The organism is Streptomyces sp. NPDC005181, from assembly GCF_040608395.1.
Lineage (GTDB): Bacteria > Actinomycetota > Actinomycetes > Streptomycetales > Streptomycetaceae > Streptomyces.
In genome coordinates, this window is the sequence record NZ_JBEXID010000003.1 from 17,437 (window position 1) to 44,099 (window position 26,663).

Sequence of the window (26,663 nt, forward strand, 5' to 3'; positions counted from 1 at the left end):
GCCCGGGTCAGTCCTCCGCCGGGTAGGAGGCCCCGTCCGACGGGGTCTCCGTCCGGCAGGTCACCGAGAACTCCACCCCGTTCGAGGTGACCGCGACCGGACTCCTCACCTCCAGGGTGATCGTCCCGTGGTACGTCGTGTCCTGCTGGTACGTGAGTTCCGTGTGCGAGACCTGCTTCGTGCGCCCGTCGCCGGAACCGAAGGACAGTGACTGCCAGCCGGGATCGGAACTCGTACCGTCCTTCAGCACCCACCGGTACTCGACCTTCACCGGCGTACGCCCCACCGTGATGGTCGCCTCGACCGCCGGCGCCGTTGCGTGCGGGGGAGGACAGCTGCCCTCGTAACTGCCGCGCACCGAGGTGAGGTAGACCGTCACGGTCTGCGGCGACGGCTTGCTCGTACTGCTGTGGCTGCTTCCGCCGCTGCCGCCCTTGCCCGCGGTGTCGCCGTCGTCCGTGGAGCTGCTGCCGCCCTGCGCTCCGGCGGATCCGGGCGCCTCCTGTGCGGCGGGCGTCGTGCGCGGAGCACTGCTGGTCGCGCCCGGGCCGCTGCCCGTGGCACCTCCCGTGTCGCTGCCGTCGCCCCGGTCCGCGAGCGTCCAGACGATCCCGCCGACCGCCAGCAGCAGCACCGCCACGCCCACGGCGAGCAGCGTGACCGCCCGGCGCGGCGGCCCACCGGGGGTGACTTCGGCCGTCGTGGACGGGTCCGGGGAGGGCGGCGGGAGTACGGGAAGAGGCGTCCGAGGTGTCAGGGTGCCGGCCGTCATCGTCGGGCCGTACGGATCCGCCGCACCCGCCCCGGTGGCGCGCGGCGCCCCGCCCGCCGCGACGATGCGGAGCTGGTGCTCGGCCTGTTCGGCGGAGAGCCGCTCGGCGGGATCCTTGCGCAGCAGCCCCTCGATGACCGGCGCGAGCGGGCCGGCCCGCCGGGGCGGGGGCAGCTCTTCGTCGACCACCGCCCGGAGGGTGTTCAGCGGCGTGTTCTGACGGAACGGCGAATTGCCCTCGGCCGCGGCGTACAGAAGCACTCCGAGCGACCACAGATCCGACTCGGGCCCCGGCGTGCGCCCCAGTGCGCGTTCCGGTGCGAGAAACTCCGGCGAGCCGATCAGCTCGCCCGTCATGGTGAGTGCGGACGTCCCCTCGACCATGGCGATGCCGAAGTCCGTCAGTACCACCCGCCCGTCGTTGGCGAGCAGCACATTGCCGGGCTTCACATCACGGTGCAGCACCCCGGAGGCATGGGCGCTGCGCAGCGCGGCCAGCACCTCCGCGCCGACGCGCGCGGCCCGCTGAGGGGCCATCGGACCCTCGGCGTCGAGGACTTCGGACAGCGCGAGCCCCCGGATCAGCTCCATCACGATCCACGGGCGGGAGTCCTCGGTCGCCACGTCGTAGACGGTGACCACATTGCGGTGCGAGACCCGGGCCGCCGCCCATGCCTCCCGCTCCAGGCGCGCGTACAGCCGCTGTACGTCGGAGGCGGCGAGCCCCGACGGGGCGCGGACCTCCTTCACGGCGACCTCGCGCCCCAGCACCTCGTCGCGCGCCCGCCACACGACCCCCATCCCGCCCTGGCCCAGCGGGCCCAGCAGGCGGTAGCGGCCCGCGATCAGTCGGTCGTCGCCCGGCACTTCGCTCACGGTGATCCCCCATCCGCAGGAGTGACGGCAGCACGGCGGAAACCTCTCCACGCTAGCTCAGACCGGACCGTTCCAGACCCCCTTGCGCAACAATCCGCCGCTGCGGGGCAACCGCTCCCGATCTGTCCAACTCGCCCTGGAATCGAGCGAATTATGAGCCCGATCGTCAACCTCCGTATGTGTGTGCTCAATCCGACTACCGGGATACACGAGTGTCATCATGGGGGGATAGGGTTAACCTGCCCGGGCCGGGTGCCCTCGTACGGGTGGGGAGTGACATGGAACAGATAGCGATGCGCAGCAGGCCGCGTGTGCCTGCCATCACATGTGGGAGCAGTGCGACCAGTTCGCGCCTCGACCGCCATCTCGCGGTGCTCGGCGGTCCCGCCGTCCCGCAGCGCGAGACCGCGGAAGCGACGATGCTGATGCTCGAGCTCACCTCGCGCGACGCCGCGCGCACCCGCCGGAGCAGGAGCGCGCGTGTCTCGCTCTTCGCGCCGCTGCGGCGACTGCGGCGCTCGCTCTTCGGCGGCCGCCACTGACCCGACGGCCCGTCACCACCGATCCGGCCCCTGATCGATCGTTCGTCCCTGACTGATCCTGCCCACCGCTCGGGCCGCTCAGGCGATCACACCGTCCCGGCGCAGCGCTGCTCTCTGCTCGTCCGTCATCCCCGCGGCCCGCAGCAGCGCTTCGGTGTGCTCGCCGAGCGCCGGTACGGTCCGCATCCCAGATTCCCGTTCCCCGGTGCTCCCGGCCGGCGTCGCGCGTGATCCGGCGGCAGCGCGGCCCCGCCGCACCGCCCGGTCGCCCGCCAACTCCGGCCGCACCAGCGCATAACCGCGGGCACGGTGCTGGAGCCCGCCGGAGCCGGCCCGTGTCACTCGCCGCCGCGTGCACAGCGCCGTACGGCCAGTGGTACGAAGACCGCGAGCAGCACCGCCGACCAGGCGAGCGTGCCCGCCACCGGGTGGGCGACCGGCCAGGCGCCGTCCGTGGACGGCGCCGCATTGCCGCACAGGTCGCGGGTGGCGGCGGCCATGGCGCTGATCGGGTTCCACTCCGCGACGGTCCGCAGCCAGCCCGGCAGGTTGTCGGTCGGGATGTACGCGCTGGACAGCAGCGGCAGGATGAAGGTGGCACTGCCCAGTTGGCCGGCCACCTCCTCGTTGCGGATCAGCAGGCCCAGCCAGCAACCCATCCACGACGTGGCGAACCGGAGGAGCAGCAGCAGCCCGAAGGCGCCCAGGGCGGCGAGCGGACCGCCCTCGATCCGCCAGCCGACCGCGAGCCCGACCAGGATCAGCGGGACCATGCCGATGGCCGTGGTCAGCAGATCGGCGGCGGTCTGGCCGAACGGTACGGCGGCCCGGCTCATCGGCAGCGTACGGAACCGGTCCATCACCCCGCGGTGGCAGTCCTGCGCGGACTGGAACATCCCGGTCATGATGCCGTTGGCCGCCGTCGCCGCGAGCAGACCCGGCACCAGGAACGCGCGGTACTCCTGGCCGGGCATGGCCAGGGCGCTGCCGAACACGTAGCCGAAGAACAGCAGCATCGTGATCGGCATGGTCTGGGTCAGGATCACTACGCCCGGGGCTGCTTTGATCCGCTGCAGATGGCGGCCCAGCACGGCCAGGCTGTCGGCGATCGGGGTGCTGGTGGCGGGTCCGGTGCGCTGCTCGTGGGCCAGTACGGTGCTGCTCATGCTGCCGTCTCCTTCAGGGGCGGGGAGGTGCGGCTGTCGCCGCGGCCGGTCAGGCGGAGGAAGACCTCGTCGAGCGTCGGCGGGCGCAGGCTCACATCGATCAGCGGTACGCCGGCCGCGTCGAGTTCGCGGACGATACGGGGGAGGGTGAGCGTGGTGTCGGTCGCGACGGCGCCCACGGTGCGGCGCTCGTGGTCGAGCACCGGTTCGGCGCCGGTGAGCTGGTCGAGGACGGCCGCTGCCGGGATCAGCGCCGATGCTTGGGGGACGACCACCTCGGCGTACGAACCGATGAGGGCCTTCAGCTCGGCGGGGGTGCCGCGGTGGGCGGTCCGGCCCCGGTCGATCAGCACGATGTCGTCGGCCAGCTGATCGGCCTCCTCCAGATACTGCGTGGTGAGCAGGACGGTCGTGCCCCGGCCGGCCAGTTCGCGTACCGCCGCCCAGATCTGGTTGCGGCTGTGCGGGTCGAGTCCGGTGGTCGGCTCGTCCAGGAAAAGCACCCTCGGCCGGGTCAGCAGGCTGGCGGCGAGGTCGAGGCGCCGGTGCATGCCGCCCGAGTAGGTCCGGGCCGGGCGGTCGGCGACGTCGGTCAGCTCGAAGCGTTCCAGGAGCTCGTCGGCGCGGATGCGCGCGGCCTCGCCGCGGAACCGCAGGAGCCTGGCGAAGAGCCTCAGGTTCTGCCGGCCGGTGAGCTCGCCGTCGACCGAGGCGTTCTGCCCGGTGACGCCGATCGCCGCGCGTACCGAGCCCGCCTCGCGCACCACGTCGTGCCCCGCGACCCTCGCGCTGCCGCTGTCCGGGGCCGTCAGTGTGGTGAGCACCCGGACAGCGGTGGTCTTGCCCGCGCCGTTCGGCCCCAGCACTCCGCAGACGGCGCCCTCGGCGACAGCGAGATCGAGTCCGCGCAGCGCATGGACATCTCCGTAGTGCTTCCCCAGACCTTCACTAAGTACGGCGTACGTAGTTCTCATGTGGCCCACCGTAGCGCACTACGTACGGTGTACGTAACTAGGATGGTGAGTGAGGTGATGATCGATGGTGGGGCGACCCGCTGTACCCGAAGTGATCTGGGCGCGCCCCGAGCGTGCGGGCCGCGGCCCCAGGCCCGCGTTCAGCCGCGCCGACATTGCGGCAGCCGCCGTCCGCATCGCCGATGCGGAGGGCTTCGACGCGGTGTCCATGCGGAAGGTCGCGGCGGAGCTCGGCTGCGGCACGATGTCGCTCTACAACTACGTGCCCCGCAAGGAGGACCTGTACGAGCTGATGCTCGACGCGGTCAGCGGCGGGTACGAGTTCCCGGAGCCGTCCGGCGACTGGCGTGCCGATCTCATCGCGCTGGCCCATCAGGCCCGCGAGATGATGCACCGCCACACCTGGGTGCCGCGGCTCATGTCACCCGTGTACGGCTTCAGCCCGAACGCGCTGCGGTATCTGGAGTACACGCTCAGCTGCCTGGACGGGGTCGACGCGCGGTTCGGCGAGAAGATGGAACTCATCGCCATGGTCAACGGCGTGGTGACCACCTATGTGGCCAACGAGATCGCCACGGCGGAGCGCAGTCGGTCGCTGCCCTGGTCCGAGGAGCAGGAGCACGCCGCGCGCACCGGCTATCTGATCAGCCAGATCGCGACGGGGAAGTATCCACGGATGGCGGCGGGATTCGCCGAGGACCCCGGGCCGATCGATCTGGACGGCGTCTTCGACCGGGCGCTGCACCGGGTGCTGGACTCGTTCGACCGGTAGCGCGGATGTACCCCCGATGCCGTCACAGCAGCGCGAACTGGCCGTCCGGCCCCTCCTCCTGATGGTCGAGCACCGATGCGGGCCGCCGGGCCGTGGCCGGCACCGGCAGGACACCGGTCGCCCGCAGGTCACCGGTGGTGAGCTGTGGGCCGTCGGCCAACTCCTGCTGCCGGGGCTGGAGTTCGTCGAGCAGGGCCAGCACGGTGATCAGCTCCAGCAGCTCCGAGGTCCACTCCTGGGGCCACCCCCGGGGCCGTATCGCTTCCAGGCCGTCCGCCCCGTCCGCCGTCGCCCGCCGCTCGAACCACAGCTCCAGCATCCGCACCCCGCCCACCCGGAACTCCCACGCCCCGGCCGGTACGGGCGAGATGCGTCCCGTGCCCAGCAGGAGCGCCTCCTCGGCGGGGTCGTACTCCAGCGTGCCCGGCGCGGCCGGCACCGCGGCCCGCACATAAGGGCGGCGCCCGCCGGGCAGCCGCGGGCGTTCCCCGCCCCGGGCGCCGCGCAGCTGCAGCCGCAACAGCTCCCGGCCCAGCTCCACCCCGGCCCACCAGCGTGCGGTGTCGGCGGGCAGCGGTACGACACACCCGGCGGGGGAGTGGCGGGCCGCCGCGAGTATCCACGCCAGCACGGACTCCGCGGCGACCGCATCCCCGTGCCGGGCGCGCAGCAGCCCGAGCAGACCGGGCGCCAGATTGGGTTCCAGTCCGCCGGGCCGCCGGTAGAGCGGCCGGATCCGGCCGGGGCGGCCCGCCGGGGAGTGGCCGTCGGGCAGCAGCGCCGTCACGGAGAGGGCGGGGCCGGTGTCCTGCGGTACGTGACCGTGCTCGACGGCGAAGAGCTGGTGGCCGTCGGCGACCCGCCACAGCTCGGGACGGGCGGCGTCGATCAGCCGGTGGTCGGGGATCAGCCACTGCTCGTCGAACGGGCCGTGCTGGATCCGTACCGGCTCAGGGCACGGCCCGGACTCCCGGGCGAACCGGGCGGTGGAGGTGGACTGTCCGGGCAGCGCCGCGACCGGAGTCTGCGGGGTACGGGAACGGGTGGGCCGGAAGAGCCGTTCGCGCTCGGCTCCCTCGGCGCCGACCAGTCGTCCCCAACGGGCCTTGAGGGAATCCGCGTCCGGGGCGGTCACCCAGGGGCGCCCGGTCCGCAGAGGCCGAACGGACCATGGCATGAGGTCGTCGAGCAGCGGGATGTCGTCGTCCCCGTCGGCTCCGGCCGCCGCCCGTGCTGCCACCGTGTCGTCCTCCCCGTCGCCACGCCGCCTCCCGCATCGTAACGGCGCCGGAGGGCGGGCCGTCAGTGCGCTTCCACCGTCACCGAGAACGAGAACCGGTCCCCCCGGTACCGGATCTGCGCCACATCCACCACCCGGCCGCTCTCGTCGTACGTCACCCCCGTGTAGAAGAGGATCGGGCTGAGCAGCGGGACCTGGAGGAGCTCGGCGGTGGCCGGGTCGGCGAGCCGTGCCTCGACGGTGTCCGTGATCCGCGCGATCCGGATGCCGACGCGGTCGCGCAGCACCTTGGTCATCGGCCAGCGTTCGAGATCGGTGGCATCGAGCCGGGCCGCGACCTCGGGATGCACGGCGTTCTCAGCCCAGTTGGTGGGCTCGCCGCTGTCGCCGTCGCAGCGCAGCCGCCGGTAGCCGACCACCTCCGTACACTCCGGGAAGTACTCCACGAGATCACCTGTCAGCGCCAGCGGACCATGGCCGAGAACCGTGGTCTGCTCGCCCGACTGCTGGGCGACGATCGCATCGATCGAGCCGAGCAGCCGCACCGGCGACACCCGGCGGGCGCGCGGCTCGATGAAGGTGCCGCGCCGCCGGTGCCTGCTGATCAGCCCCTCCGTCTCCAGTTCCTTGAGCGCCTGCCGCATGGTGAGGACGCTGACGCCGTAGTGCGCGGCAAGCTGTTCCTCGGTCGGCAGCCGCAGCGAGGCGTCCTGGGCGCGGCCGAGTATGGACGCGCGCAGGGACTGCGAGACCTGGTACCACAGCGGCAGTTTGCGGTTCAGGACCAGCGAGTCGGGGGCGAAGGCCGTCACCTGGGGCGTCTGGGGCAGTTGAGGCACCTGGGTCACCTGGACTCTCCGTACTGCGACACTGCGGACGCGACGAGCGGGGGGCTGGGAAGCGCCGGCTTCACCTATGGCCGGAAGTTGCGTTCGAGACCCTGCCACACGTCGTCGTACCCGCGCTGCAGATGGTCGGCGGCTGCCGCCTGCCCGGTCGCCGTGACCGGCCAGCGGGTCTCGAACATAAAGGCAAGACCGTCGTCGATCTTCTGCGGCTTCAGCTCCGCCGCGCTCGCCCGGTCGAAGGTCTCCCGGTCCGGGCCGTGCGCGGACATCATGTTGTGGAGCGAGCCGCCGCCCGGCACGAAGCCGCCCTTGCCGGCCGTCTTGGCGTCGTACGCGCCCTCGATCAGCCCCATGTACTCGCTCATCACATTGCGGTGGAAGTACGGCGGCCGGAACGTGTCCTCGCCGACCAGCCAGCGCGGCGCGAAGACGACGAAGTCCACACCGGCCAGGCCGGGGGTGTCGGACGGCGAGGTCAGCACCGTGAAGATGGACGGGTCGGGGTGGTCGTAGCTGATGGAGCCGATGACATTGAAGCGGTGCAGGTCGTAGACGTACGGGGTGTGGTTGCCGTGCCAGGCGACCACATCGAGCGGCGAGTGGTCGTACGTCGCGGACCAGAGGTTGCCGCAGAACTTATTGATCACCTGGACCGGGCGGTCCTCGTCCTCGTACGCGGCGACGGGGGCGAGGAAGTCCCGGGCGTTGGCAAGGCCATTGGCGCCGATCGGTCCGAGGTCGGGAAGGGTGAACGGCTGCCCGTAGTTCTCGCAGACATAGCCACGGGCGGAGTCGTCGAGGAGTTCCACGCGGAAGCGGACGCCACGGGGGATCAGTGCGATGTGGCCGGGTTCGGCACGCAGCAGGCCCAGTTCGGTACGGAGCAGCAGGCCGCCGCGCTCCGGAACGATCAGCAGTTCGCCGTCGGAGTCGCTGAACACCCGGTCTGTCATCGCCGTGTTGGCGTGGTAGAGGTGCACCGCCATGCCCGTGCGCTGGGTGACGTCGCCGTTGCCGCCGAGGGTCCACAGGCCTGCCAGGAAGTCCGTACCGGGCGCGGGCTCGGGGAGCGGGTCCCAGCGCAGCCGGTTCGGATCGGGGACGGACTCGGTGAAGGGGGCGGTGCGCACCGCGCCGTTGTCGATCCGGACGAACGGCGGGTGGGCGGCCGAGGGGCGGATCCGGTAGAGCCATGAACGGCGGTTGTGGGGGCGTGGTTCGGTGAAGGCCGAGCCGCTCAGCTGCTCGGCGTAGAGCCCGAGGGGCGCTCGCTGCGGCGAGTTACGGCCGTGCGGCAGCGCCCCCGGGACCGCCTCGGAGCTGTGCTCATTGCCGAAACCGGCGGAGTGCGCAAGCGCTTCCGCCGTCTTCCTCGCCTGCTCGATGCCGCTGGTGCCGCCCATGCCGCGCTCCCGGTGCCGAAGAAATCCTATGGGCCACCGTAGGAATCAGATCGGGGCACGTCAACGGTGCGGGGCGGTGGCGCGCCGCGGATCCGGGGCGGGGCCGTGCCGGAAATCCTTTGGTCCGCCGCGGCGGCCACGCTCGGACTGCTCGCCGCCGTCGCCCTCGTCGCCACCCTGTATGCCCTCTGTACCGGTGCCACCCGGCTGATCTCCGGTCAACTTCGCCACCCCCTCACCGCCTTCGCGCACTCGCTCGTCCCGATCAACGTCGGCCAACTCGTCGCCCACTCTTCGTCACCGAAGCATTACATACAGTCATGGTGGCGCTCGGCGCTGACGATCCGGTCCCGCCCGAACCGCCCCTGGCCCCAGACGGCGTCGCCACGCTTCAGGTCGCCGCGATCGTCATCGGGCACGTCCTCGGCGTCGTCGCCGCCCACGACCGGTCCGTCCGCTTCTTCCCGCCCGCGCGCGCCGTCGCAGGGCAACTCCCCCTGCTGGCCCTGATGATCGCGTACACCATCGGTGGGCTGACCCTGCTCCTCGCCTGACCGCAGGTGCGCACCCGCCCGTCCCGCAGAGGAGAGCCACGGCATCATGGAGCCCGTGCCCCACGCGAATGCGAACCTCCGCCGCGCCCCCGTGCAGCAGCGCAGTGCCGAACGCCTCTCCCGGATACTTGACGCCTGCGCCGAACTCCTCGACGAGACCGGTTACGAGCAGCTCTCCACCCGGGCCGTCGCCGCCCGCGCGGAGGTCCCGATCGGATCCGTCTACCGGTTCTTCTCCAACAAGCGCGCCCTCGCCGACGCCCTGGCCAGGCGCAACCTGGACAGTTACGCGGAGCGCATTACCGGCCGCCTGGCCGCCATCCCGGCCGCCGACTGGCGCAGCGCCATCGACGCCGTGCTCGACGAATACCTCGAGATGAAGCGCTCCGTCCCCGGCTTCGCCCTCGTCGACTTCGGCGCTCCGGCCCCCGTGGACGACCCGGCCTCCGATGCCAACCACCGCGTCGCGGACCGGCTCACCCACCTGCTTTCCGGCCATCTGGGGCGCACTCCTGACGAAGATCTGCTCCGGACGATCCTGGTCTGCGTCGAAGCCGCCGACGCGCTCCTCCAACTCGCCTTCCGCACCGAGCCGTCGGGCGATCAGGCCATCGTTGCCGAGACCCGCGTCCTGATCCAGGCGTACCTGGCCCGGGTCCTGGAGTCAACTTGACACCGCACGGCACCCCACCGCACCGCGCTTCGCGGAAATCCGACGAGATCCCCGGACCGGCAACATCGTCACGACAACACCTCCCCACCGTGCGTACCGGTCGGTATGCTCGGTCGTGCTTGCCCACGTCTCCGCGTCACCGCTGTTGCCGCCCCGGGGAGGGCCCATGCCGCACGACTCCAGCAGTTCCCGCGAGTCCCGCACCGCCCTGCGTATCTGCCCCCTGTGCGAAGCCACCTGCGGACTCACCCTCACCATCGAGGGGACACGGGTCACCGGCGCCCGCGGTGACCGGGACGACGTCTTCAGCAGGGGCTTCATCTGCCCCAAGGGTGCGTCCCTCGGCGGGCTCGAAGCCGACCCCGACCGGCTCCGCACCCCCCTCGTCCGCAAGGACGGCGTGCTGCAGGAGGCCAGTTGGGGCGAGGCGTTCGACGCCATCGCCGCCGCCCTGCCCGCACTGACCGAGCAGCACGGGCAACAGTCCGTCGGTGTCGTCCTCGGCAACCCGAACGTGCACACCATGGCCGGCGCGCTCTATCCGTCCGCCCTGCTCGCCACGCTCCGCACCCGGGCTCTCTTCACCGCGAGCACCCTCGACCAGATGCCCAAGCATGTCTCCAGCGGACTGCTCTTCGGCGACCCGAACGCCATCCCGGTACCGGACATCGACCGCACAGGCCATCTGCTGCTCCTCGGCGCCAACCCGCTCGAATCCAACGGCAGCCTCTGCACGGCCCCCGACTTCCCCGGCAGGATCAAGGCGCTGCGCCGCCGCGGCGGCACCCTCACCGTCGTCGACCCCCGCCGCACCCGGACCGCCCGCCTCGCCGACCGGCATGTCGCCATCCGCCCCGGCGCCGACGCACTCCTGCTCGCCGCACTCACCCACGTACTCTTCGAGGAGAAGCTCACCGACCCCGGCGCGCTCGCCGACCATCTCGAAGGACTCGACGAAGTAGCCGAAGCGGTACGGGAGTTCAGCCCGGAGGCGGTCGCCGAGGCGTGCGATGTGGACGCCGCGACCATCCGTACGATCGCCCGGGAGCTGGCCGCCGCCCCCACCGCCGCCGTCTACGGACGCATCGGCAGCTGCACCGTGGCGCACGGCACGCTCGCCAGCTGGCTCGTCGACGTCCTCAACATCCTCACCGGCAACCTCGACCGCCCCGGTGGCGCCCTCTTCCCGCTCTCCGCCACCGCCCGCGCCCCCCGGCCCGCCGCCCCCGGCAAGGGCTTCGCGCTCGGACGCTGGACGAGCCGGGTCTCCGGGCATCCCGAGGCCAAGGGCGAACTGCCCGTCGCCGCCCTCGCCGAGGAGATCGAGACGCCGGGGGAGGACCGGATCCGCGCCCTGATCGTCCTCGCCGCCAACCCCGTGCTCTCCGCACCCGACGGCGACCGCCTCGACCGGGCCCTGGCCGGGCTGGACTTCATGGTCAGTGTCGACCCGTACCTCAACGAGACCTCGCGCCACGCCCATGTGGTGCTGCCCCCGCCGCCGCCGTCGCAGAGCGCCCACTTCGACTTCGCGTTCAACGCACTCGCCGTACGCAACCAGGTGCGCTACACCCGCCCCGCCGTCCCGCTCGACGACGGCCTCCTCGACGAGAGCGAGATCCTCGCCCGGCTCGTCCTCGCCGTCTCCGGGACGCGCGGGGCCGACCGGTCCGCCGTCGCTGCCGTGGACGCCCTGCTCATCGACCGGGTGCTGACCAAGGCCGTCGCCGACCCTCTCTCGCCCGTGCACGGCCGCACCCCCGCCGAACTGGCCGCCGCGCTCACCGGCCGCACCGGGCCGGAACGCCGCCTCGACCTGATGCTCCGCCTCGGCCCGTACGGCGAAGGCTTCGGCGCCGACCCCGACGGCCTCACCCTGGACCGGCTGCTCGCCCACCCGCACGGCATCGATCTGGGCCCCCTCCGGCCCCGCATCCCACAGGTCCTGACCACCCGCAGCGGGCGCATCGAGCTCCTTCCCGCGCCGATCGCCGCCGACCTGCCGAGGCTCCGCAGCGCCCTCGCCGACCGGCCGGGAGCCGACTCGCTCGTCCTCGTCGGCCGCCGCCATCTGCGCTCCAACAACAGCTGGATGCACAACGTCGCGCCCCTCGGCGGGGGCTCGAATGTCTGCACCCTCCAGATGCACCCGGCCGACGCGGCCCGGCTCGGCCTGGCGGACGGCACCCCCGCCACGATCACTGCGGCCGGTGGCGCACTGACCGCTCCCGTGGAGATCACCGAGGGCATACGGGCCGGAGTGGTGAGCCTCCCGCACGGATGGGGACACGACCGGCCAGGCACCCGGATGTCGGTCGCGTCCGCCGCCCCCGGAGTCAATGTCAACCAGCTCCTCGACGGCACTCTGCTCGACCCGCTGTCCGGCACCGCCGTCCTCAACGGCATCCCCGTCGCGGTGGCCCCCAGCACGGAACCAAGCCATTGACCTGGGGTTTTGCTCGTATTGCTCACATGTCAACGTCTTGTTAACGCTGCGAGGTGCGACCTAACGTCATCCGGACCGCCGACCCCGGTGGGAGTTCAAGGGTGAACGATAGGTATCCCACATGCTGACAATCCTCGGCTTTGCCATGATTGCGACCTTTCTGGTCCTGATCATGATGAAGAAGATGTCGCCGATCGCGGCGCTCGTCCTGATCCCCGCACTTTTCTGTGTCGCCGTCGGGCAGGGCGCCAAGCTCGGTGACTACGTGATCGACGGCGTGGGCAATCTCGCCCCGACCGCGGCGATGCTGATGTTCGCCATCGTCTACTTCGGGGTGATGATCGACGTCGGCCTCTTCGACCCGATCGTCCGGGGCATCCTGCGCTTCTGCAAGGCCGACCCGATGCGGATCGTCGTCGGTACGGCGGTGCTCGCCGCGATCGTCTCGCTGGACGGCGACGGCTCCACCACCTTCATGATCACCGTCTCGGCGATGTATCCGCTCTACAAGCGCCTCAAGATGAGCCTGGTCGTGATGACCGGTGTCGCCGCGACGGCCAACGGCGTCATGAACACCCTGCCCTGGGGCGGTCCCACCGCCCGCGCCGCCACCGCCCTCAAGCTGGACGCGGGCGACATCTTCGTCCCGATGATCCCGGCGCTCGGCGTCGGACTGCTCGCGGTCATCCTCCTGGCGGTCGTCCTCGGCCGGCGCGAGCGCAAGCGGCTGGGCTTCCTCACCCTCGACGAGGCCGTGGTCCAGGAGTCCGAGACGGTCCTCGTCGGTACGGGCGGCGGAGCCGGCGACGACCGTGCCCGCAAGACCTCCGGCGGGGCCGGAACGGGCATGGATGGCGAGCCCGCGGCAGCGGCCCACGACGACGCGGACGACGACGGCTTCAAGGGCCTCGACCCGAACCGTGCCACCCTGCGGCCCAAGCTCTACTGGTTCAACGCCGGGCTCACTGTCGCCCTCCTCACCGCGATGATCATGGAGGTGATGCCGATCCCGGTGCTCTTCCTGCTCGGCGCGGCCCTCGCCCTCACGGTCAACTTCCCGCACATGCCCGACCAGCGGGCCCGCATCGCGGCCCACGCGGACAACGTCCTCAACGTCTCCGGCATGGTCTTCGCCGCCGCTGTCTTCACCGGCGTACTCACCGGCACCGGCATGGTCGAGCACATGGCGGACTGGCTCGTCGGCGCGATCCCGGACGGCATGGGCCCGCACATGGCGATCATCACCGGCATCCTGAGCATCCCGCTCACCTACTTCATGTCCAACGACGGCTTCTACTTCGGCGTCGTCCCCGTGCTCGCCGAGGCCGGCGCCGCCCACGGTGTCTCCCCGCTGGAGATCGCCCGCGCCTCCCTGATCGGCCAGCCGCTCCACATGTCGTCCCCGCTGGTTCCCGCCGTCTATGTGCTCGTCGGAATGGCGAAGGTCGAATTCGGCGACCACACCAGGTTCACCGTGAAGTGGGCCGCGCTCACCTCCCTGGTGGTGCTCTGCGCCGGACTCCTGTTCGGCATCATCTGATCCATGGCCGACACGGAAAAGCCCGGCAGGAGCTGGCTGCTGCGCCTCGTCATCGCCTTCGCCTTCGCGCAGGGGGCGGTGTCGATGGCGCGGCCCGCCGTCTCCTACCGGGCGCTCTCGCTCGGTGCGGACGAGCGCGCCATCGGCGTGATCACCGGGGTGTACGCACTCCTCCCGCTCTTCGCCGCCGTCCCCCTCGGGCGCCGGACGGACCACGGCCGGTGCGCACCCCTGCTGCCCCTCGGCGTCGTCCTGATCGCCGGCGGCTGCGCACTCAGTGGTACGGCGGGCTCCCTCCCGGCGATGGCGGCGTGGAGCGGGGTGATGGGGCTCGGCCATCTCTGCTTCGTGATCGGCGCCCAGTCGATCGTCGCCCGCCAGTCCGCCCCCGCCGAACAGGACCGAAATTTCGGCCACTTCACCATCGGTGCCTCGCTCGGCCAGCTCATCGGGCCGATCGCCGCGGGATACGTGATCTCCGAGCAGGACAGCGCCCTGGCCCGTACGAGCGCACTCGCCCTGGTCGTCTCGGCGGCCGTCGCCGCCGCGTCCTTCGTCTCGCTCTGGCGCATCGAACACCGCGCCGCTCCGGGCGCCCGCGCGGCGGCCCGGGGCGACAAAGTGCCCGTCGGCCGCATCCTGCGTACCCGCGGTGTTCCGGCCGGCATCTTCATCAGCCTCGCCGTGCTCTCCGCGACCGACATTCTCACCGCCTATCTGCCCGTCGTCGGCGAGCACCGCTCCATCGCCCCCGCCACCATCGGGCTCCTGCTCAGCCTGCGGGCCGCCGCCACCATTGCCTGCCGCCTGGTGATGACGCCGATGCTGCGCCTCCTGGGCCGTACGGCGCTCCTCACCACGACCTGTCTGCTGGCCGGGCTGCTCTGTGCGGGCATCGCCCTGCCGGTCCCCGTCTGGGCGCTGGCCACGATGCTCGCTCTGCTCGGCTTCTGTCTCGGGGTCGGCCAGCCCCTGTCGATGACCACCGTCGTCCAGGCGGCTCCGGTGCAGGCCCGCTCCACCGCGCTCGCACTCCGGCTGACCGGCAACCGGCTCGGTCAGGTCGCGGCCCCCGCGTCCGCCGGTGTCATCGCCGGAGTGGCGGGCACCGCCGCGCCGTTCGTGATGCTGGGCGCACTTCTGCTCGCGGCGGCGGCGCTGGGGGTGCGCGGCAGGCGTGCCCGGACCGTCGGTGCGACCCCGGCCGCGTCCGCACCCGTTCCCAGGTCCGAACTGCCCGCCGTGAACCGGAATCTCACCTGAACCTTCCGGCTCACCCGCCCCAGTACTGCGCAACCTTTGCACGAGTCATTCCCAGCACCCCGGGTAGTGGGCTAATTTCAGCGCGTTGCAGCCGCTCCCCACCGCTCCACCCTCACCATCCTCCCGGGCGGACCCACCACATGACTCGCGCCATCTCCCTGCACAACGTCAGCAAGGCATACGGACGGGCCCAGCGTGCCGTCGGCCGTTTCTCGCTCTCCATCGACCCGGGCGAGTTCGTCGTCCTGCTCGGCCCCTCAGGGTGCGGCAAGTCGACCGTGCTCCGCATGATCGCCGGCCTGGAGGAGATCACCGAGGGCGAGCTGCTGCTCGACGGCGAACCGGCCAACCACCTGGCCCCCCGCGAGCGCGGCATGGCCATGGTGTTCCAGAATTTCGCGCTCTACCCGACGATGACCAACCGGGGGCACCCCCGCGCATCAACCTCCTCCAGGCCGTCGTGCAAGCTCCCCTCGACGGGCGGATGTCGATCGACCTCGGCCGCCAGCGGCTGCCGCTGCCCGAACCGCTCAGCCCCGACCACCAGTTGCTCCGGATCCAGCAGGGCCGCCAGATCATCGTCGGACTGCGCTCGGAGGCGGCCAGGATCGCCGCGCCCAGCCAGGCCCGCCCCGGTGAGGTGGCACTGAGCGGCATCGTCGAGCACGTCGAGTACCAGGGGCACGAGGCGCTGGTCCACCTCAACACGGGGTCGCAGCCCGCCGTGGTGCCCGAACTCGAATCGGCCCGCGCCGACAGGGCCGCCCCGCGCCGTCGCCGCGCCGTCGGCGGCAGTAGAAGGTGCTGGCGCAGTCCCGCCGTGAACCCGAAGTGTTTCGCGGGCCGGGCGGGACTTTGCGGGCACCCTCCAGCGGGTACCGTGCGACGGCCGAACACGGGCGTTGACCTCAAGTCCGGTGGAGGTCGTACGGTCTTTCCATGAGCATGGAAGCCACCGCGTGGACGCAGCTCCACAACGTCATGAACGCGCAACAGGACCGACGCCCCTTCGACCGGAACACCCTGCGGCGCATCGCCGCGTTCGCCCGCCCGCACCGGCGCCGGGTCGCCCTGTTCCTGGTACTGAGCGTGGCGACGGCGCTGCTCGCTGTCGCCACCCCCGTGCTCGCCGGCCGTGTCGTGAACGCGATCGTGACCGGCAAGGAGGCGGGCACCGTCACGCGGCTGGCCGTGCTCATCGCCGTGATCGCCGTCGCGGAGGCGGGGCTCGGGCTGGTCGGCCGCTGGCTCTCGGCCAACCTCGGTGAGGGGCTCATCCTCGATCTGCGGACCGCGGTCTTCGACCATGTGCAGCGCATGCCGATCGCGTTCTTCACCCGTACCCGCACCGGTGCGCTCGTCAGCCGCCTCAACAACGATGTCATCGGCGCCCAGCGTGCCTTCAGCAACACCCTGTCGGGCGTCGTCAGCAATGTCGTCACGCTCCTTCTCACCCTCGGTGTGATGCTCAGCATCTCCTGGCAGATCACCGCACTCGCGCTGGTCCTGCTGCCGGTGTTCGTCCTGCCCGCACGCCGGATGGGCACGCGGATGGCGAGACTCCAGCGGGAGGCGGCCGCCCACAACGCGGCGATGGGAACCCGGATGACCGAGCGTTTCTCCGCGCCCGGCGCCACGTTGATCAAGCTCTTCGGCAGGCCCGCCGACGAGTCCGCAGAATTCGCCGCCAGGGCAGGCAGAGTGCGCGACATCGGCGTCCGCACGGCCATGGCCCAGTCCGCGTTCATCACGGCGCTCACCCTCGTATCGGCGCTGGCACTCGCCCTCGTCTACGGGCTCGGCGGGTACTACACACTGCGCGGCCGGCTGGATGCCGGAGCGGTGGTCGCTCTCGCCCTGCTGCTGACCCGGCTGTACGCACCGCTCACCGCCCTCGCCGGGGCGCGCGTCGAGGTGATGAGCGCGCTCGTGAGCTTCGAGCGGGTCTTCGAGGTCCTCGACCTCAAGCCGCTCATCGAGGAGAAGCCGGACGCGCGGGCGGTTCCGGAAGGGCCGGTGTCCGTGGAGTTCGACGACGTACGCTTCGGCTACCCGTCCGCCGACAAGGTCTCCCTCGCCTCGCTCGAGGACGTCGCCACCCTGGACACCCGCGGCGGCACCGATGTGCTGCGCGGTGTCTCCTTCCGCGCCGAACCCGGCCAGACCGTGGCACTCGTCGGATCGTCCGGCGCGGGCAAGTCGACCATCGCGCAGCTGCTGCCCCGGCTGTACGACACGGACGAGGGTTCCGTACGCATCGGCGGCATCGACGTACGCGACCTGTCCGCCGACACCCTGCGCGAGACGCTCGGCATGGTCACCCAGGACGGCCACCTCTTCCACGAGTCGGTCCGCGCGAACCTGCTCCTCGCCCGTCCCGAGGCCACTGAGGAAGACCTCTGGGACGCCCTGCGCCGCTCACGCCTCGACGGACTGGTCGCCTCGCTGCCCGACGGACTCGACACCGTCGTCGGCGAACGCGGTTACCGGCTCTCCGGCGGCGAGCGCCAACGGCTGACCATTGCCCGGCTGCTGCTGGCCCGCCAGCGCGTCGTCATCCTCGACGAGGCCACCGCCCACCTCGACAACACCTCCGAAGCGGCCGTCCAGGAGGCACTGGCCGAAGCCCTCCAGGGACGCACCGCCGTCGTGATCGCCCACCGGCTCTCCACCGTACGGTCGGCGGACCTCATCCTCGTCGTGGAGAACGGGCAGGTCGTGGAGCGGGGCACCCACGAGGAACTCCTCGCGGCCGGCGGCCGGTACGAGGAGCTGTACCGCACCCAGTTCGAGCGTCCGGGCGCGGAGCCCGCGGAGCTCGGCGGCTGACGGCAGCCGTCGCGGCAGCGGACCGCTGGTCAGCCGGGGAATGCGGGACGGGCGGTCCAGTCCGTTCCGCAGGCCTCATCCACAGCGAACGCCCCTGCCGGGTAGGGGAGTTACCGGGACAGGGCCGCCGCGCGCCCGAACTCCTCGTGCGCCGCCCGCTCCTGGCCCAGCGCCGCGAGCGCGGCCGCATGCACCGTACGGGCCTCGGTCTCCGACAGCCGCTCGCCGACCCGTTCCGCACGCAGCATCTCCGCCGCCGCCCGCCGTGCCGCCCGCTCCGGGCGGCCCGACAGCAGCTCCGCCCAGGCGAGCAGAGGGGCCGCTGACGGGTCGCCGTCGTCGGCCAGCAGCGTGAGGGCCTCCTGCGGGCGGCCCTCGCGCACCAGTCGTTCGGCCTCCGCGGTGTGCACCTCGTGCACGGCCTGACGGTCGCGCTGCCCCTCGGCGGTCCGCCCGGCCCGCGCCAGCAGTTCTGCCGCACCGGACTCACCGGTTCTGATCCGGACCCGGGCCAGAGCGGCCAGGGCGTACGGGGTGCACCAGGCGGGGCTGGGTTCGCCGTCCCGGACGGCCGCCTCGGCATGCTCCCGTGCCTCGGTGAACTCGCGCAGCATCAGGTGCAGTTCGGCCGGATTGGCGCGCTCGAAGGCCACCGCTGTCGGATCGCCGGTGTGATCGGCCAGGCTCAGTGCCTGCCGGCCGATGGAGACCGCTTCGTCGAGCAGGCCGGACCGGCGCGCATGCTCCCGCAGCACGGAGAGGATGGTGACCAGCAGCTCCTGGTCCCCGTGCGCCTCGGCATGCGGCAGTGCCAGATCGGCCGCGGCGCGGGCCTGCGCGAACCGGCCCGCGAGGCCGAGAGCGGTCGCCCGGCTCCCCAGGGACCTGGCCAGCAGCCCCCGGCGTTCGCCGCCCTGCACGGCCTCGGCGGCCTCCTGCGCCCGGACGGCCGAGGCGTGCGCGGACTCGTACCGGCCGCCCACGAACCGCAGGACCGCCGCCGCCAGATGGTGCGTCGCGGTGGTGGTCGGCGGGGTGTGCGGGCCCGGGGGATACGTACGCAGCAGCTCCTCGCCCTCTCTCGGTGGCGTCCAGCTTGTAGTGGTGCTCCTTGACGATGCTCGCCACGTCGGAGCGCTTGGCCAGGTCCTCGACAAGCTGCTTGCCGCCGGTCACCTTGACTGCGTTGGCGATCCAGAAGGACTGGTAGCCGACCTTCTCCTTGTCCAGGAAGGCCTGGAGGGGCTGCTGACTGCTGTTCGCCTCGGCGCGCAGCCCCGCGAACGCCGACTGCGCCTTCGCGGCGTGACTGCGCCTGCCCTTGGCCGCGGACAGGTCCGCCTGCTTCTTGAGGACGACGAAGAAGGTCGACTCCTTGCCCTTCCCGACGGTGTCGAGAACGGCGGAGTCGACCTTGGCGGTGCTGTTGGCTGCCGTGTCGGACTGTGCGAAGGCGGGGGCCGGGCCGATCAGCACGGCCGCCGCCGTGATCGCGGCCGCGGACCACGCGGCGGATCTGCGCCGGAGGGATCGGGGCAGATGCATGGGAGTGCTCCTCCAGGACTCGTACGGGGAGCCCGCACCGGACCGCGACCACGGGGGAAGTGCGGAGTTGGCGGGCTGTTCCCGGACGCTAGGAGGAGGCCGTTACCGGGGAATTACTGGAGCGCGCAAGCACCGTCGGACGAACAGCGGCGGAACGTCGCACGGGCTGCCGGACCGATTGCCGGACCAGGCGTGACCGGCGTCTCTGGCATGTGAAAACTAACGGCGCTAGTTTGGGGCCCGGACGACATCGTCCGTACCCAGGCCCGGGAGGAACAGCCATGAAGGCCCACGACGGCATGTACATCGGCGGCGAGTGGCGGCCCGCCGCAGGACGGGACACGATCGCGGTCGTGAACCCGGCGGACGAGCAGGTCATCGCCCAGGTCCCCGCAGGAACGGCCGAGGACGTCGACGCCGCGGTACGGGCCGCCCGCGCCGCCTTCCCCGGCTGGGCCGCCACGTCGCCCGCCGAGCGCGGTGCGCGGATCGCCGCCCTGCGTGATGTCCTGGTGGCCCGCCAGGACGAGATCGCCGCCACCGTCACCGCCGAGCTCGGCGCACCGCTCCCGCTGTCGCGGGCGGTGCACGCGGGTGTGCCGGTCCTGGTCGCCGGTTCGTACGCGGAACTTGCCGCGTCGTACGCCTTCGAGGAGAAGCACGGCAACTCCACCGTCCTGCTGGAGCCCGTCGGCGTCGTCGGGGCGATCACCCCGTGGAACTACCCGCTGCACCAGATCGTCGCCAAGGTGGCTCCCGCACTCGCGGCAGGCTGCACCATCGTCCTCAAGCCCGCCGAGGACACCCCGCTGACCGCACAGCTCTTCGCCGAGGCCACCGAGGAGGCCGGCCTGCCCGCCGGAGTCTTCAACCTGGTCACCGGCCTCGGCCCGGTCGCCGGACAGGCCCTCGCCGCGCACGAGGACGTCGACCTGGTCTCGTTCACCGGCTCCACCGCCGTCGGGAAGCAGATCGGCGCCACTGCGGGCGGCGCGGTCAAGCGCGTCGCACTGGAGCTCGGCGGCAAGTCCGCCAACGTCATCCTGCCCTCCGCCGATCTGGCCAAGGCCGTCATCGTCGGCGTCGCCAACGTGATGTCCAACTCCGGCCAGACGTGCAGCGCCTGGACCCGGATGCTCGTCGACGCCGAGCGGTACGAGGAGGCCGTCGCCCTCGCCGCCGCAGCCGTCGCCAAGTACGTGCCGGGGGAGCGGGTCGGCCCCGTCGTCAACGCCAGGCAGCAGGCCCGGGTGCGGGGTTACATCGAGAAGGGCATCGAGGAGGGTGCCCGGCTCGTCGCCGGCGGCCCCGAGGCCCCGCACCCGACCGGGTACTACGTCAGCCCCACCGTGTTCGCGGATGTCGCCCCGGAGATGACCATCGCCCAGGAGGAGATCTTCGGCCCGGTCATCTCGATCCTGAAGTACGAGGACGAGGACGACGCGCTCCGGATCGCCAACGGCACGGTGTACGGGCTCGCGGGCGCCGTCTGGGCCGCCGACGACGCGGAAGCCGTCGCCTTCGCCCGCCGGATGGACACCGGACAGGTCGACATCAACGGCGGCCGGTTCAACCCGATCGCCCCGTTCGGCGGCTACAAGCAGTCCGGCGTCGGCCGTGAGCTCGGCCCGCACGGCCTCGGTGAGTACCTCCAGACCAAGTCCCTCCAGTTCTGAACCACCCCCGATGCACCCCCGATCAGCAAGGAGCCGGTCCGTGGTCCGCGCCGCCGTACTTCCCGCCGTCGGAGCTCCCCTGGAGGTCACCGACATCGAACTCCCGGAGCCGGCACCCGGTCAGGTGAGGATCCGTCTCGCCGCCGCCGGCGTCTGTCACTCCGACCTGTCCCTGTCCGACGGCACCATGCGGGTGCCCGTCCCAGCCGTCCTCGGCCATGAGGGAGCGGGTACCGTCCTCTCCGTCGGCGAGGGCGTCACCCATGTGGCGCCGGGCGACGGCGTCGTGCTGAACTGGGCGCCTTCCTGCGGCAGCTGCCACCACTGCGGGATCGGCGAGGTCTGGCTGTGCGCCAACGCACTGACGGGTGCGGGCAACATTCACGCCCGTACCGCCGACGGCACCGAACTCCACCCCGGCCTGAACGTCGCGGCGTTCGCCGAGGAGACGGTCGTCGCCGCGAACTGCGCGCTGCCTGCCCCGGCCGGCATCCCGCTGACCGACGCCGCCCTGCTCGGCTGCGCGGTCCTCACCGGATACGGCGCCGTCCACCACAGCGCCCGGGTCCGGGCCGGCGAGACGGTCGTCGTCTTCGGTATCGGCGGCGTCGGTCTGGCCGTGCTCCAGTCCGCCCGAATCGCCGGAGCCTCGAAGATCATCGCCGTCGATGTCTCCCCGGAGAAGGAGGAGCTCGCCCGCCGGGCGGGCGCCACCGACTACGTCATCGCGTCCGACGCCACGCCGCGCGCGATCCGCAAACTCACCGGCGGACAGGGCGCGGACGCCGCCGTCGAGTGCGTCGGCCGGCCCGCGACCATCCGCGGCGCCTGGGACTCCACCCGGCGCGGCGGCCGCACCACCGTCGTCGGCATCGGCGGCAAGGACCAGCAGGTGACCTTCAACGCCCTGGAGATCTTCCACTGGGGCCGCTCGCTGACCGGCTGCGTCTACGGGAACAGCGACCCCGCCCGCGATCTGCCCGTGCTCGCCGAGCACATCCGGGCCGGCAGGTTCGACCTCTCCATGATGGTCACCGAACGGATCGCGCTGGACGGTATCCCGGCGGCGTTCGACAACATGATCGCGGGCAAGGGCGGACGGGCCCTGGTGGTCTTCTAGCCGATGCCCGGAAGGGGACCCCGGCCGCCCTCGACGACGGCCGGGGATTTCGACGTGCCCGGACCCTCCTTGGTGCGGTCGTCCGAGTGTCATATGCAGGTAAAAACTGCTGCTGCACGACCCGTTGACCCGCATACCGTCCGGTCAGTACGTTCCCCGGACCGGCGGATCAGCCCTGCCGGGCACCCCCGTCCCCGTATCTACCGGAGTGTGCACGCATGGACACAGCACCATCCGCTCGTTCAGGCGCCACCGACAGCGTTCCGACCCCCACCGAAACACGGGCCCGCCGCAAGGTGGCCACCGCCGCGGCGCTCGCCTCCGCCGTGGAGTGGTACGACTATTTCGTTTTCGGCATCGCCGCCGCCCTGGTACTCGGAGACCTCTACTTCCCCGCGGGCAGCGGGTCCGCCGGCGTCCTCGCCGCGTTCGCGACCTTCGCTGTGGGCTTCCTGGCCCGTCCGATCGGCGGCATCATCGCGGGCCAGCTCGGCGACAAGCACGGTCGCAAGCCCATGCTGGTCCTCGCGCTCACCCTGATGGGCGTGGCCACCACGGGTATCGGCCTGCTCCCCACGTACGAGACGATCGGCATCGCCGCTCCGGTGCTGCTCGTCACCCTGCGCGTCGTCCAGGGCATCGCGGTCGGCGCCCAGTGGGGCGGCGCCATGCTGATGGCCACCGAATACGCCCCCGAGGGCAAGCGCGGCGTCTACGGAAGCCTCGTCCAACTCGGCGTCCCCATCGGTGTGGTGACCGCCAACACCGTCTTCCTTGCCGCGGGAGCCGTCACCAGCGACAGCCAGTTCGCCGCCTGGGGCTGGCGGCTGCCCTTCCTGATCGGCCTGCTGGTCCTGGTCCTGGCCTGGTACATCCACACGCGTGTCGAGGAGACCCCCGAATTCCGCGAGGCGGAGAAGCAGCTGGCCGAGCAGGAGGCGAGCCGCTCGGCACGCTCCCCGTTGCGCACCATCGTGCGGGAGCACCTCGGCACGGTCTTCCTCGCGGGCGGCTCGTTCGCCGTGAACACCGCGACCTTCTACATCATCATCACCGGCGTCCTGGACTACACGACCCGTGAGCTCGGCATGAAGCGCGAGGCCGTCCTCACCGTCTCGCTCTGCATCAGTCTCACCCAGCTCGTCCTGATACCGGCATCTGCGGCGCTGTCCGACCGCATCGGCCGGCTGCGGATCTACGCGCTGGGGGCGGCCGGGCTCGCCGTGTGGGCGGTGCCGATGTTCCTGCTCATCGACACCAAGTCGCTGCTCTGGCTGGCCGTTGCCACCTTCGTCACCAGCTGCTTCCTCAGCATCATGTACGGGCCGCAGGCAGCATTGTTCGCCGAGCTGTTCACGGCCGAGATGCGCTACACCGGTGCCTCGCTCGGCTACCAGATCGCGGCGGTGTTCGGCGGCGGCCTCGCCCCGTTCGTGATGGTGCTGCTGCTGGAAGCGACGGGCACGTCGATGGCGGTGGCGGCCTACATCATCGGCCTGGCTGTCATCGCCCTCGTCTCCATCAAGGTCCTTGCCGGACGAGCGAGTTCACGCTGATCACGGCTCCCGGACCCGGTCCGGCCCCGGCACCGGTGACTCCCCCACCCGTGCCGGTGCCGGAGCCGTGATCGCGGGCAAGGGAGGCCGCGCCCTCGTGCTGTTGCGGCCCGGGCTCACTCCGTCTGCCCGGCCTCCGACCGGTGTGTGGTGAGCAGCCGGGCATCCATCTCGCCCTGCTCGAAGAGCCGGGAGGCCGGGCCCACGATCAGCGGGTCCGGCTCGCGGACCACCGTCGTGTCCTTGTCCGGGTAGTCGAAGCGGTGCAGCACATGCCGGATCGCCTCCAGCCTGGCCCGCTTCTTGTCGTTGCTCTTCACCACGGTCCAGGGCGCGTCCGCCGTGTCCGTGTGGAACAGCATCGTCTCCTTGGCCTCCGTGTACGCGTCCCACTTGTCCAGCGAGGCGAGGTCGACCGGGCTCAGCTTCCACTGCCGTACCGGATCGGTCTGGCGGATCATGAACCGGTTGCGCTGCTCGTTGCGGGACACGGAGAACCAGAACTTCACCAGGTGGATGCCGTCCCGGGCGAGCATCCGCTCGAAGCCCGGTGCCTGGTGCATGAATTCGAGGTACTCGCGGCTCGTGCAGAACCCCATCACCCGCTCCACACCCGCCCGGTTGTACCAGGAGCGGTCGAAGAGCACGATCTCCCCGGCGCTCGGCAGATGTGCCGTATATCGCTGGAAGTACCACTGGGTGCGTTCGCGTTCGGTGGGCTTCTCCAGCGCCACGACCCGAGCGCCACGGGGGTTGAGGTGCTCGGTGAAGCGGCTGATCGTGCCGCCCTTGCCGGCCGCGTCGCGCCCCTCGAAGAGAATGATGAGCCGCTCGTCGTGTTCCTTCACCCAGTGCTGGAACTTGAGCAGCTCGATCTGCAGCGCGCGCTTGTCCTTCTCGTATGCCTTCCGGCCCAGCTTGTAGTCGTACGGATAGTCCTCGCGCCAGGCGTCGCGCGCCCGGCCGTCGGGCATCACCAGGACCGGCTCGTCGTCCCCGCTGCCGGTCACGCCGAAGGCATCGAGCGCGGCGCCGCCGTGTCGGGCCGCCCAGGCGAGAGCGGCCTCCCTGTGGTCAGCGTCGTCGGCCGCCTTCTTCTTTTTCTTCGCCTTCCTGCGGCTGCTCGGATCCCTGGCGCTCCGGGTCATGACGGCGTCCCTCCACCGGCTGTGCCGGACTATTTCGGGTCCGTCCAGTCTGCGGACGCATCCGGGAGACCGCCACCCCGGCCAGACAGAGCAGCCCGCCGCCGACCGTGAGCAGCGCGGGCACCTCGTCGAGCAGCAGCCACGACATCAGCACCACCAGCGCGGGCACCGCATACGTGGTGGCGCCCATCCGCCCCGCGGTGGTGCGGGCGAGCGCATAGGCCCAGGTGGTGAAGGCCAGAGCGGTCGGGAAGACGCCCAGATAGACCATGTTCAGTGTCGCGGACACCGGGGCGTCGGCGGCCTCGGAGACCAGCGCACCGGAGAACGGCAGACAGGCGACCGTACCGACCACACAGCCGAACGCGGTGATCTGCAGCGCCGAGCCGTGCCGCAGCGCCGGCTTCTGGGCGACCACCCCGCCCGCGTATCCCATCGCCGCCAGCAGACAGAGCACCACCCCGAGCACCGACGAACTCCCGTGCCCCGACATGGAGAGACCGACCACCGCGGCGCCCGCGAACGACACGGCCATCCCCGCCAGCAGCCTGCGCGGCAGCCCCTCGCCCAGCAGCCGGGCACCGAGCAGTGCGATCAGGATCGGGCCGATGTTCACGACCATCGCGGCCGTGCCCGCGTCGACCTGCTGCTCGCCCCAGTTGAGCACCACCATGTAGAGCCCGAACCAGAGCAGCCCGGACGCGATGATGCCCGGCCACGCCGCCCTGGACGGCAGCCCCTCGCGGCGTACGAGAAGGAACGCACCGAGTGTCAGCGAACCCGCGAGCAGCCGGCCGAGCGCGAGCGCACCGGGGGAGTAGGCCTCACCGGCGCTGCGGATGGAGACGAAGGCGGAGGCCCACAGCACCACGGTGGTGCAGGCCGCGGCAATCGCCCGCCGGTCGCGGCCCGCGGGTGCGGCGGCGGTCGCGGCGGAGACCGCTATGGGTGTCGTCATGAGCCCGACCCTAGACGGGGAACGGTTCGGCGCTCACCGAATTGTTTCCGGCTCGATCCCGAGCAGCTCGTGCAGCGCCCGCTCCCCGCCCCCGGTCGACTTCACCGCCCGCCCGGACCCGATCCTTACGCACCATCCGGCATCCAGGGCGTGCCTGCACAGTGCGGCGCCCGCCGCTCCCGCCAGATGTGGCCTGCGCTCCGTCCAGTCCAGACAGCTGCGCACGAGGGGACGCCGCGTTCCGGTGTCCAGCCCGATGCCCAGCTCCGCGAACCAGCCGAGGCCCGCGTCGGTGAGCGCGAAGCCGGTGTCCTGCCGCAGCAGCCCGCGTCCGGTCATCGCGTCCGCGATCGCGATGCCTATCCGGCCCGCGAGATGGTCGTAACAGGTGCGTCCGCGGGCCAGTGCGCTGCTGGTGCTTGCCGCTCGCAAGGTCTGTGGCCGGTCCCCGTCGCCGGGTGCGGCCCGGGCGGCGAGATCCTCGACGAGATGGGCGGTCCGTTCGTCGGCGAGCCGCACATAGCGGTGGCGGCCCTGCCGCTCCTCGGCCAGCAGCCCGCCCGCGATCAGCTTCCCCAGGTGTTCGCTGGCGGTCGACGGTGCCACTGATGCGTGCCGCGCCAGCTCACCCGCCGTCCAGGCGCGGCCGTCGAGCAGGGCCAGACAGAAGGAGGCGCGGGTCTCGTCGGCGAGGAGCGCGGCCAGGGCGGCGAGACGGGGTGCGGCCGGGTCGTGGGGTGCCATGCGTGCCATATGACCCAG

20 protein-coding genes and 2 pseudogenes are annotated in these 26,663 nt (G+C 71.5%); 12 read left to right on the top strand and 10 right to left on the bottom strand.

All coding sequences use genetic code 11. The features are described from left to right. Positions 1–7: 7 nt before the first annotated feature. Positions 8–1,648: a serine/threonine-protein kinase gene (locus ABZV38_RS03125; protein WP_356323966.1), complete on the bottom strand. Its 1,641-nt coding sequence runs from the start codon at positions 1,646–1,648 to the stop codon at positions 8–10. Positions 1,649–1,926: 278 nt separating this feature from the next. Here ABZV38_RS03125 and ABZV38_RS03130 point away from each other — a divergent pair, with 278 nt between their 5' ends. Beyond that, entirely contained in the window at positions 1,927–2,190 is a 264-nt protein-coding gene (locus ABZV38_RS03130) for a hypothetical protein (RefSeq protein ID WP_356323968.1), read from the top strand. Positions 2,191–2,528: 338 nt separating this feature from the next. Here the strand turns inward: ABZV38_RS03130 and ABZV38_RS03135 are convergent, their stop codons facing one another. Beyond that, positions 2,529–3,356 carry an ABC transporter permease gene (locus tag ABZV38_RS03135; protein ID WP_356323970.1) on the bottom strand — a complete coding sequence of 276 codons (828 nt, stop codon included), beginning with the start codon at positions 3,354–3,356 and terminating at the stop codon, positions 2,529–2,531. After that, the gene (locus ABZV38_RS03140) at positions 3,353–4,330 is read right to left on the bottom strand and encodes an ATP-binding cassette domain-containing protein (RefSeq protein ID WP_356323972.1); all 978 of its coding nucleotides are present in this window, start codon (positions 4,328–4,330) and stop codon (positions 3,353–3,355) included. The genes ABZV38_RS03135 and ABZV38_RS03140 overlap by 4 nt, the downstream gene beginning before the upstream one ends. A 64-nt stretch (positions 4,331–4,394) precedes the next feature. Here ABZV38_RS03140 and ABZV38_RS03145 point away from each other — a divergent pair, with 64 nt between their 5' ends. Next, a complete protein-coding gene (locus tag ABZV38_RS03145) occupies positions 4,395–5,102 on the top strand; it encodes a TetR/AcrR family transcriptional regulator (protein ID WP_352266526.1) in 708 nt (235 codons plus the stop codon). Between the two features lie 22 nt (positions 5,103–5,124). On the opposite strand, the gene ABZV38_RS03150 is transcribed toward ABZV38_RS03145, so the two are convergent. The 3 genes from ABZV38_RS03150 to hmgA form a co-directional block, all read right to left on the bottom strand. Beyond that, entirely contained in the window at positions 5,125–6,342 is a 1,218-nt protein-coding gene (locus ABZV38_RS03150) for a type ISP restriction/modification enzyme (protein ID WP_356323974.1), read from the bottom strand. Positions 6,343–6,404: 62 nt separating this feature from the next. Then, complete coding sequence (locus ABZV38_RS03155) at positions 6,405–7,190, bottom strand: GntR family transcriptional regulator (RefSeq protein ID WP_356323976.1); 786 nt, start codon at positions 7,188–7,190, stop codon at positions 6,405–6,407. Positions 7,191–7,255: 65 nt separating this feature from the next. After that, the gene (gene hmgA, locus ABZV38_RS03160) at positions 7,256–8,593 is read right to left on the bottom strand and encodes a homogentisate 1,2-dioxygenase (protein WP_356323978.1); all 1,338 of its coding nucleotides are present in this window, start codon (positions 8,591–8,593) and stop codon (positions 7,256–7,258) included. 135 nt (positions 8,594–8,728) lie between these two features. Between hmgA and ABZV38_RS03165 the strand changes: the two are divergent. The 7 genes and pseudogenes from ABZV38_RS03165 to ABZV38_RS03195 form a co-directional block, all read left to right on the top strand. Then, positions 8,729–9,147 (top strand): annotated as a pseudogene (locus tag ABZV38_RS03165) (hypothetical protein); the annotation flags it as partial. Between the two features lie 46 nt (positions 9,148–9,193). Beyond that, positions 9,194–9,820: a TetR/AcrR family transcriptional regulator gene (locus ABZV38_RS03170; protein ID WP_356323980.1), complete on the top strand. Its 627-nt coding sequence runs from the start codon at positions 9,194–9,196 to the stop codon at positions 9,818–9,820. 166 nt (positions 9,821–9,986) lie between these two features. Continuing rightward, on the top strand, positions 9,987–12,266 hold the full coding sequence (locus ABZV38_RS03175; RefSeq protein ID WP_356323982.1) for a molybdopterin-dependent oxidoreductase: 2,280 nt from the start codon (positions 9,987–9,989) through the stop codon (positions 12,264–12,266). Positions 12,267–12,387: 121 nt separating this feature from the next. Further along, the gene (locus ABZV38_RS03180) at positions 12,388–13,806 is read left to right on the top strand and encodes a citrate:proton symporter (RefSeq protein WP_356323984.1); all 1,419 of its coding nucleotides are present in this window, start codon (positions 12,388–12,390) and stop codon (positions 13,804–13,806) included. Between the two features lie 3 nt (positions 13,807–13,809). Then, the gene (locus ABZV38_RS03185) at positions 13,810–15,069 is read left to right on the top strand and encodes an MFS transporter (RefSeq protein ID WP_356323986.1); all 1,260 of its coding nucleotides are present in this window, start codon (positions 13,810–13,812) and stop codon (positions 15,067–15,069) included. A 140-nt stretch (positions 15,070–15,209) separates the two neighbouring features. Further along, positions 15,210–15,850, top strand: a pseudogene (locus ABZV38_RS03190) (ATP-binding cassette domain-containing protein); the annotation flags it as partial. Positions 15,851–16,008: 158 nt separating this feature from the next. Continuing rightward, positions 16,009–17,898 (top strand): ABC transporter ATP-binding protein, encoded by a 1,890-nt coding sequence (locus ABZV38_RS03195; protein WP_356323988.1) that lies wholly within the window; start codon positions 16,009–16,011, stop codon positions 17,896–17,898. 110 nt (positions 17,899–18,008) lie between these two features. Here the strand turns inward: ABZV38_RS03195 and ABZV38_RS03200 are convergent, their stop codons facing one another. After that, entirely contained in the window at positions 18,009–19,055 is a 1,047-nt protein-coding gene (locus ABZV38_RS03200) for a hypothetical protein (protein WP_356323990.1), read from the bottom strand. Positions 19,056–19,724: 669 nt separating this feature from the next. Here ABZV38_RS03200 and ABZV38_RS03205 point away from each other — a divergent pair. The 3 genes from ABZV38_RS03205 (at position 19,725) to ABZV38_RS03215 (ending at position 23,795) form a co-directional block, all read left to right on the top strand. Then, complete coding sequence (locus ABZV38_RS03205; protein ID WP_356323991.1) at positions 19,725–21,119, top strand: aldehyde dehydrogenase family protein; 1,395 nt, start codon at positions 19,725–19,727, stop codon at positions 21,117–21,119. Positions 21,120–21,159: 40 nt separating this feature from the next. Next, the gene (locus tag ABZV38_RS03210) at positions 21,160–22,239 is read left to right on the top strand and encodes a Zn-dependent alcohol dehydrogenase (protein WP_356323993.1); all 1,080 of its coding nucleotides are present in this window, start codon (positions 21,160–21,162) and stop codon (positions 22,237–22,239) included. A 218-nt stretch (positions 22,240–22,457) separates the two neighbouring features. Then, a complete protein-coding gene (locus ABZV38_RS03215; RefSeq protein ID WP_356323995.1) occupies positions 22,458–23,795 on the top strand; it encodes an MFS transporter in 1,338 nt (445 codons plus the stop codon). A 116-nt stretch (positions 23,796–23,911) separates the two neighbouring features. Here the strand turns inward: ABZV38_RS03215 and ppk2 are convergent, their stop codons facing one another. Genes ppk2 through ABZV38_RS03230 form a run of 3 tightly spaced genes read right to left on the bottom strand, consistent with a single transcriptional unit; the run spans position 23,912 to position 26,654 of the window. Beyond that, positions 23,912–24,943 carry a polyphosphate kinase 2 gene (gene ppk2 / locus ABZV38_RS03220; RefSeq protein WP_356323997.1) on the bottom strand — a complete coding sequence of 344 codons (1,032 nt, stop codon included), beginning with the start codon at positions 24,941–24,943 and terminating at the stop codon, positions 23,912–23,914. Then, on the bottom strand, positions 24,870–25,901 hold the full coding sequence (locus ABZV38_RS03225; protein ID WP_356323999.1) for a DMT family transporter: 1,032 nt from the start codon (positions 25,899–25,901) through the stop codon (positions 24,870–24,872). Before ABZV38_RS03225 ends, ppk2 begins: the two co-directional genes overlap by 74 nt. Positions 25,902–25,934: 33 nt before the next feature. Further along, entirely contained in the window at positions 25,935–26,654 is a 720-nt protein-coding gene (locus ABZV38_RS03230) for a winged helix-turn-helix domain-containing protein (protein WP_356324001.1), read from the bottom strand. Between the last annotated feature and the right edge of the window lie 9 nt (positions 26,655–26,663).

What these genes read in the sequence shown, in the direction of transcription:
- ABZV38_RS03130 (WP_356323968.1), top strand. Translation starts at nt 1,927, where the DNA reads ATGGAACAGATAGCGATGCGCAGCAGGCCGCGTGTGCCTGCCATCACA.
- ABZV38_RS03135 (WP_356323970.1), bottom strand. Translation starts at nt 3,356, where the DNA reads ATGAGCAGCACCGTACTGGCCCACGAGCAGCGCACCGGACCCGCCACC.
- ABZV38_RS03140 (WP_356323972.1), bottom strand. Translation starts at nt 4,330, where the DNA reads ATGAGAACTACGTACGCCGTACTTAGTGAAGGTCTGGGGAAGCACTAC.
- ABZV38_RS03145 (WP_352266526.1), top strand. Translation starts at nt 4,395, where the DNA reads ATGGTGGGGCGACCCGCTGTACCCGAAGTGATCTGGGCGCGCCCCGAG.
- hmgA (WP_356323978.1), bottom strand. Translation starts at nt 8,593, where the DNA reads ATGGGCGGCACCAGCGGCATCGAGCAGGCGAGGAAGACGGCGGAAGCG.
- ABZV38_RS03170 (WP_356323980.1), top strand. Translation starts at nt 9,194, where the DNA reads ATGGAGCCCGTGCCCCACGCGAATGCGAACCTCCGCCGCGCCCCCGTG.
- ABZV38_RS03175 (WP_356323982.1), top strand. Translation starts at nt 9,987, where the DNA reads ATGCCGCACGACTCCAGCAGTTCCCGCGAGTCCCGCACCGCCCTGCGT.
- ABZV38_RS03180 (WP_356323984.1), top strand. Translation starts at nt 12,388, where the DNA reads ATGCTGACAATCCTCGGCTTTGCCATGATTGCGACCTTTCTGGTCCTG.
- ABZV38_RS03185 (WP_356323986.1), top strand. Translation starts at nt 13,810, where the DNA reads ATGGCCGACACGGAAAAGCCCGGCAGGAGCTGGCTGCTGCGCCTCGTC.
- ABZV38_RS03195 (WP_356323988.1), top strand. Translation starts at nt 16,009, where the DNA reads ATGAGCATGGAAGCCACCGCGTGGACGCAGCTCCACAACGTCATGAAC.
- ABZV38_RS03205 (WP_356323991.1), top strand. Translation starts at nt 19,725, where the DNA reads ATGAAGGCCCACGACGGCATGTACATCGGCGGCGAGTGGCGGCCCGCC.
- ABZV38_RS03215 (WP_356323995.1), top strand. Translation starts at nt 22,458, where the DNA reads ATGGACACAGCACCATCCGCTCGTTCAGGCGCCACCGACAGCGTTCCG.
- ppk2 (WP_356323997.1), bottom strand. Translation starts at nt 24,943, where the DNA reads ATGACCCGGAGCGCCAGGGATCCGAGCAGCCGCAGGAAGGCGAAGAAA.
- ABZV38_RS03225 (WP_356323999.1), bottom strand. Translation starts at nt 25,901, where the DNA reads ATGACGACACCCATAGCGGTCTCCGCCGCGACCGCCGCCGCACCCGCG.
- ABZV38_RS03230 (WP_356324001.1), bottom strand. Translation starts at nt 26,654, where the DNA reads ATGGCACGCATGGCACCCCACGACCCGGCCGCACCCCGTCTCGCCGCC.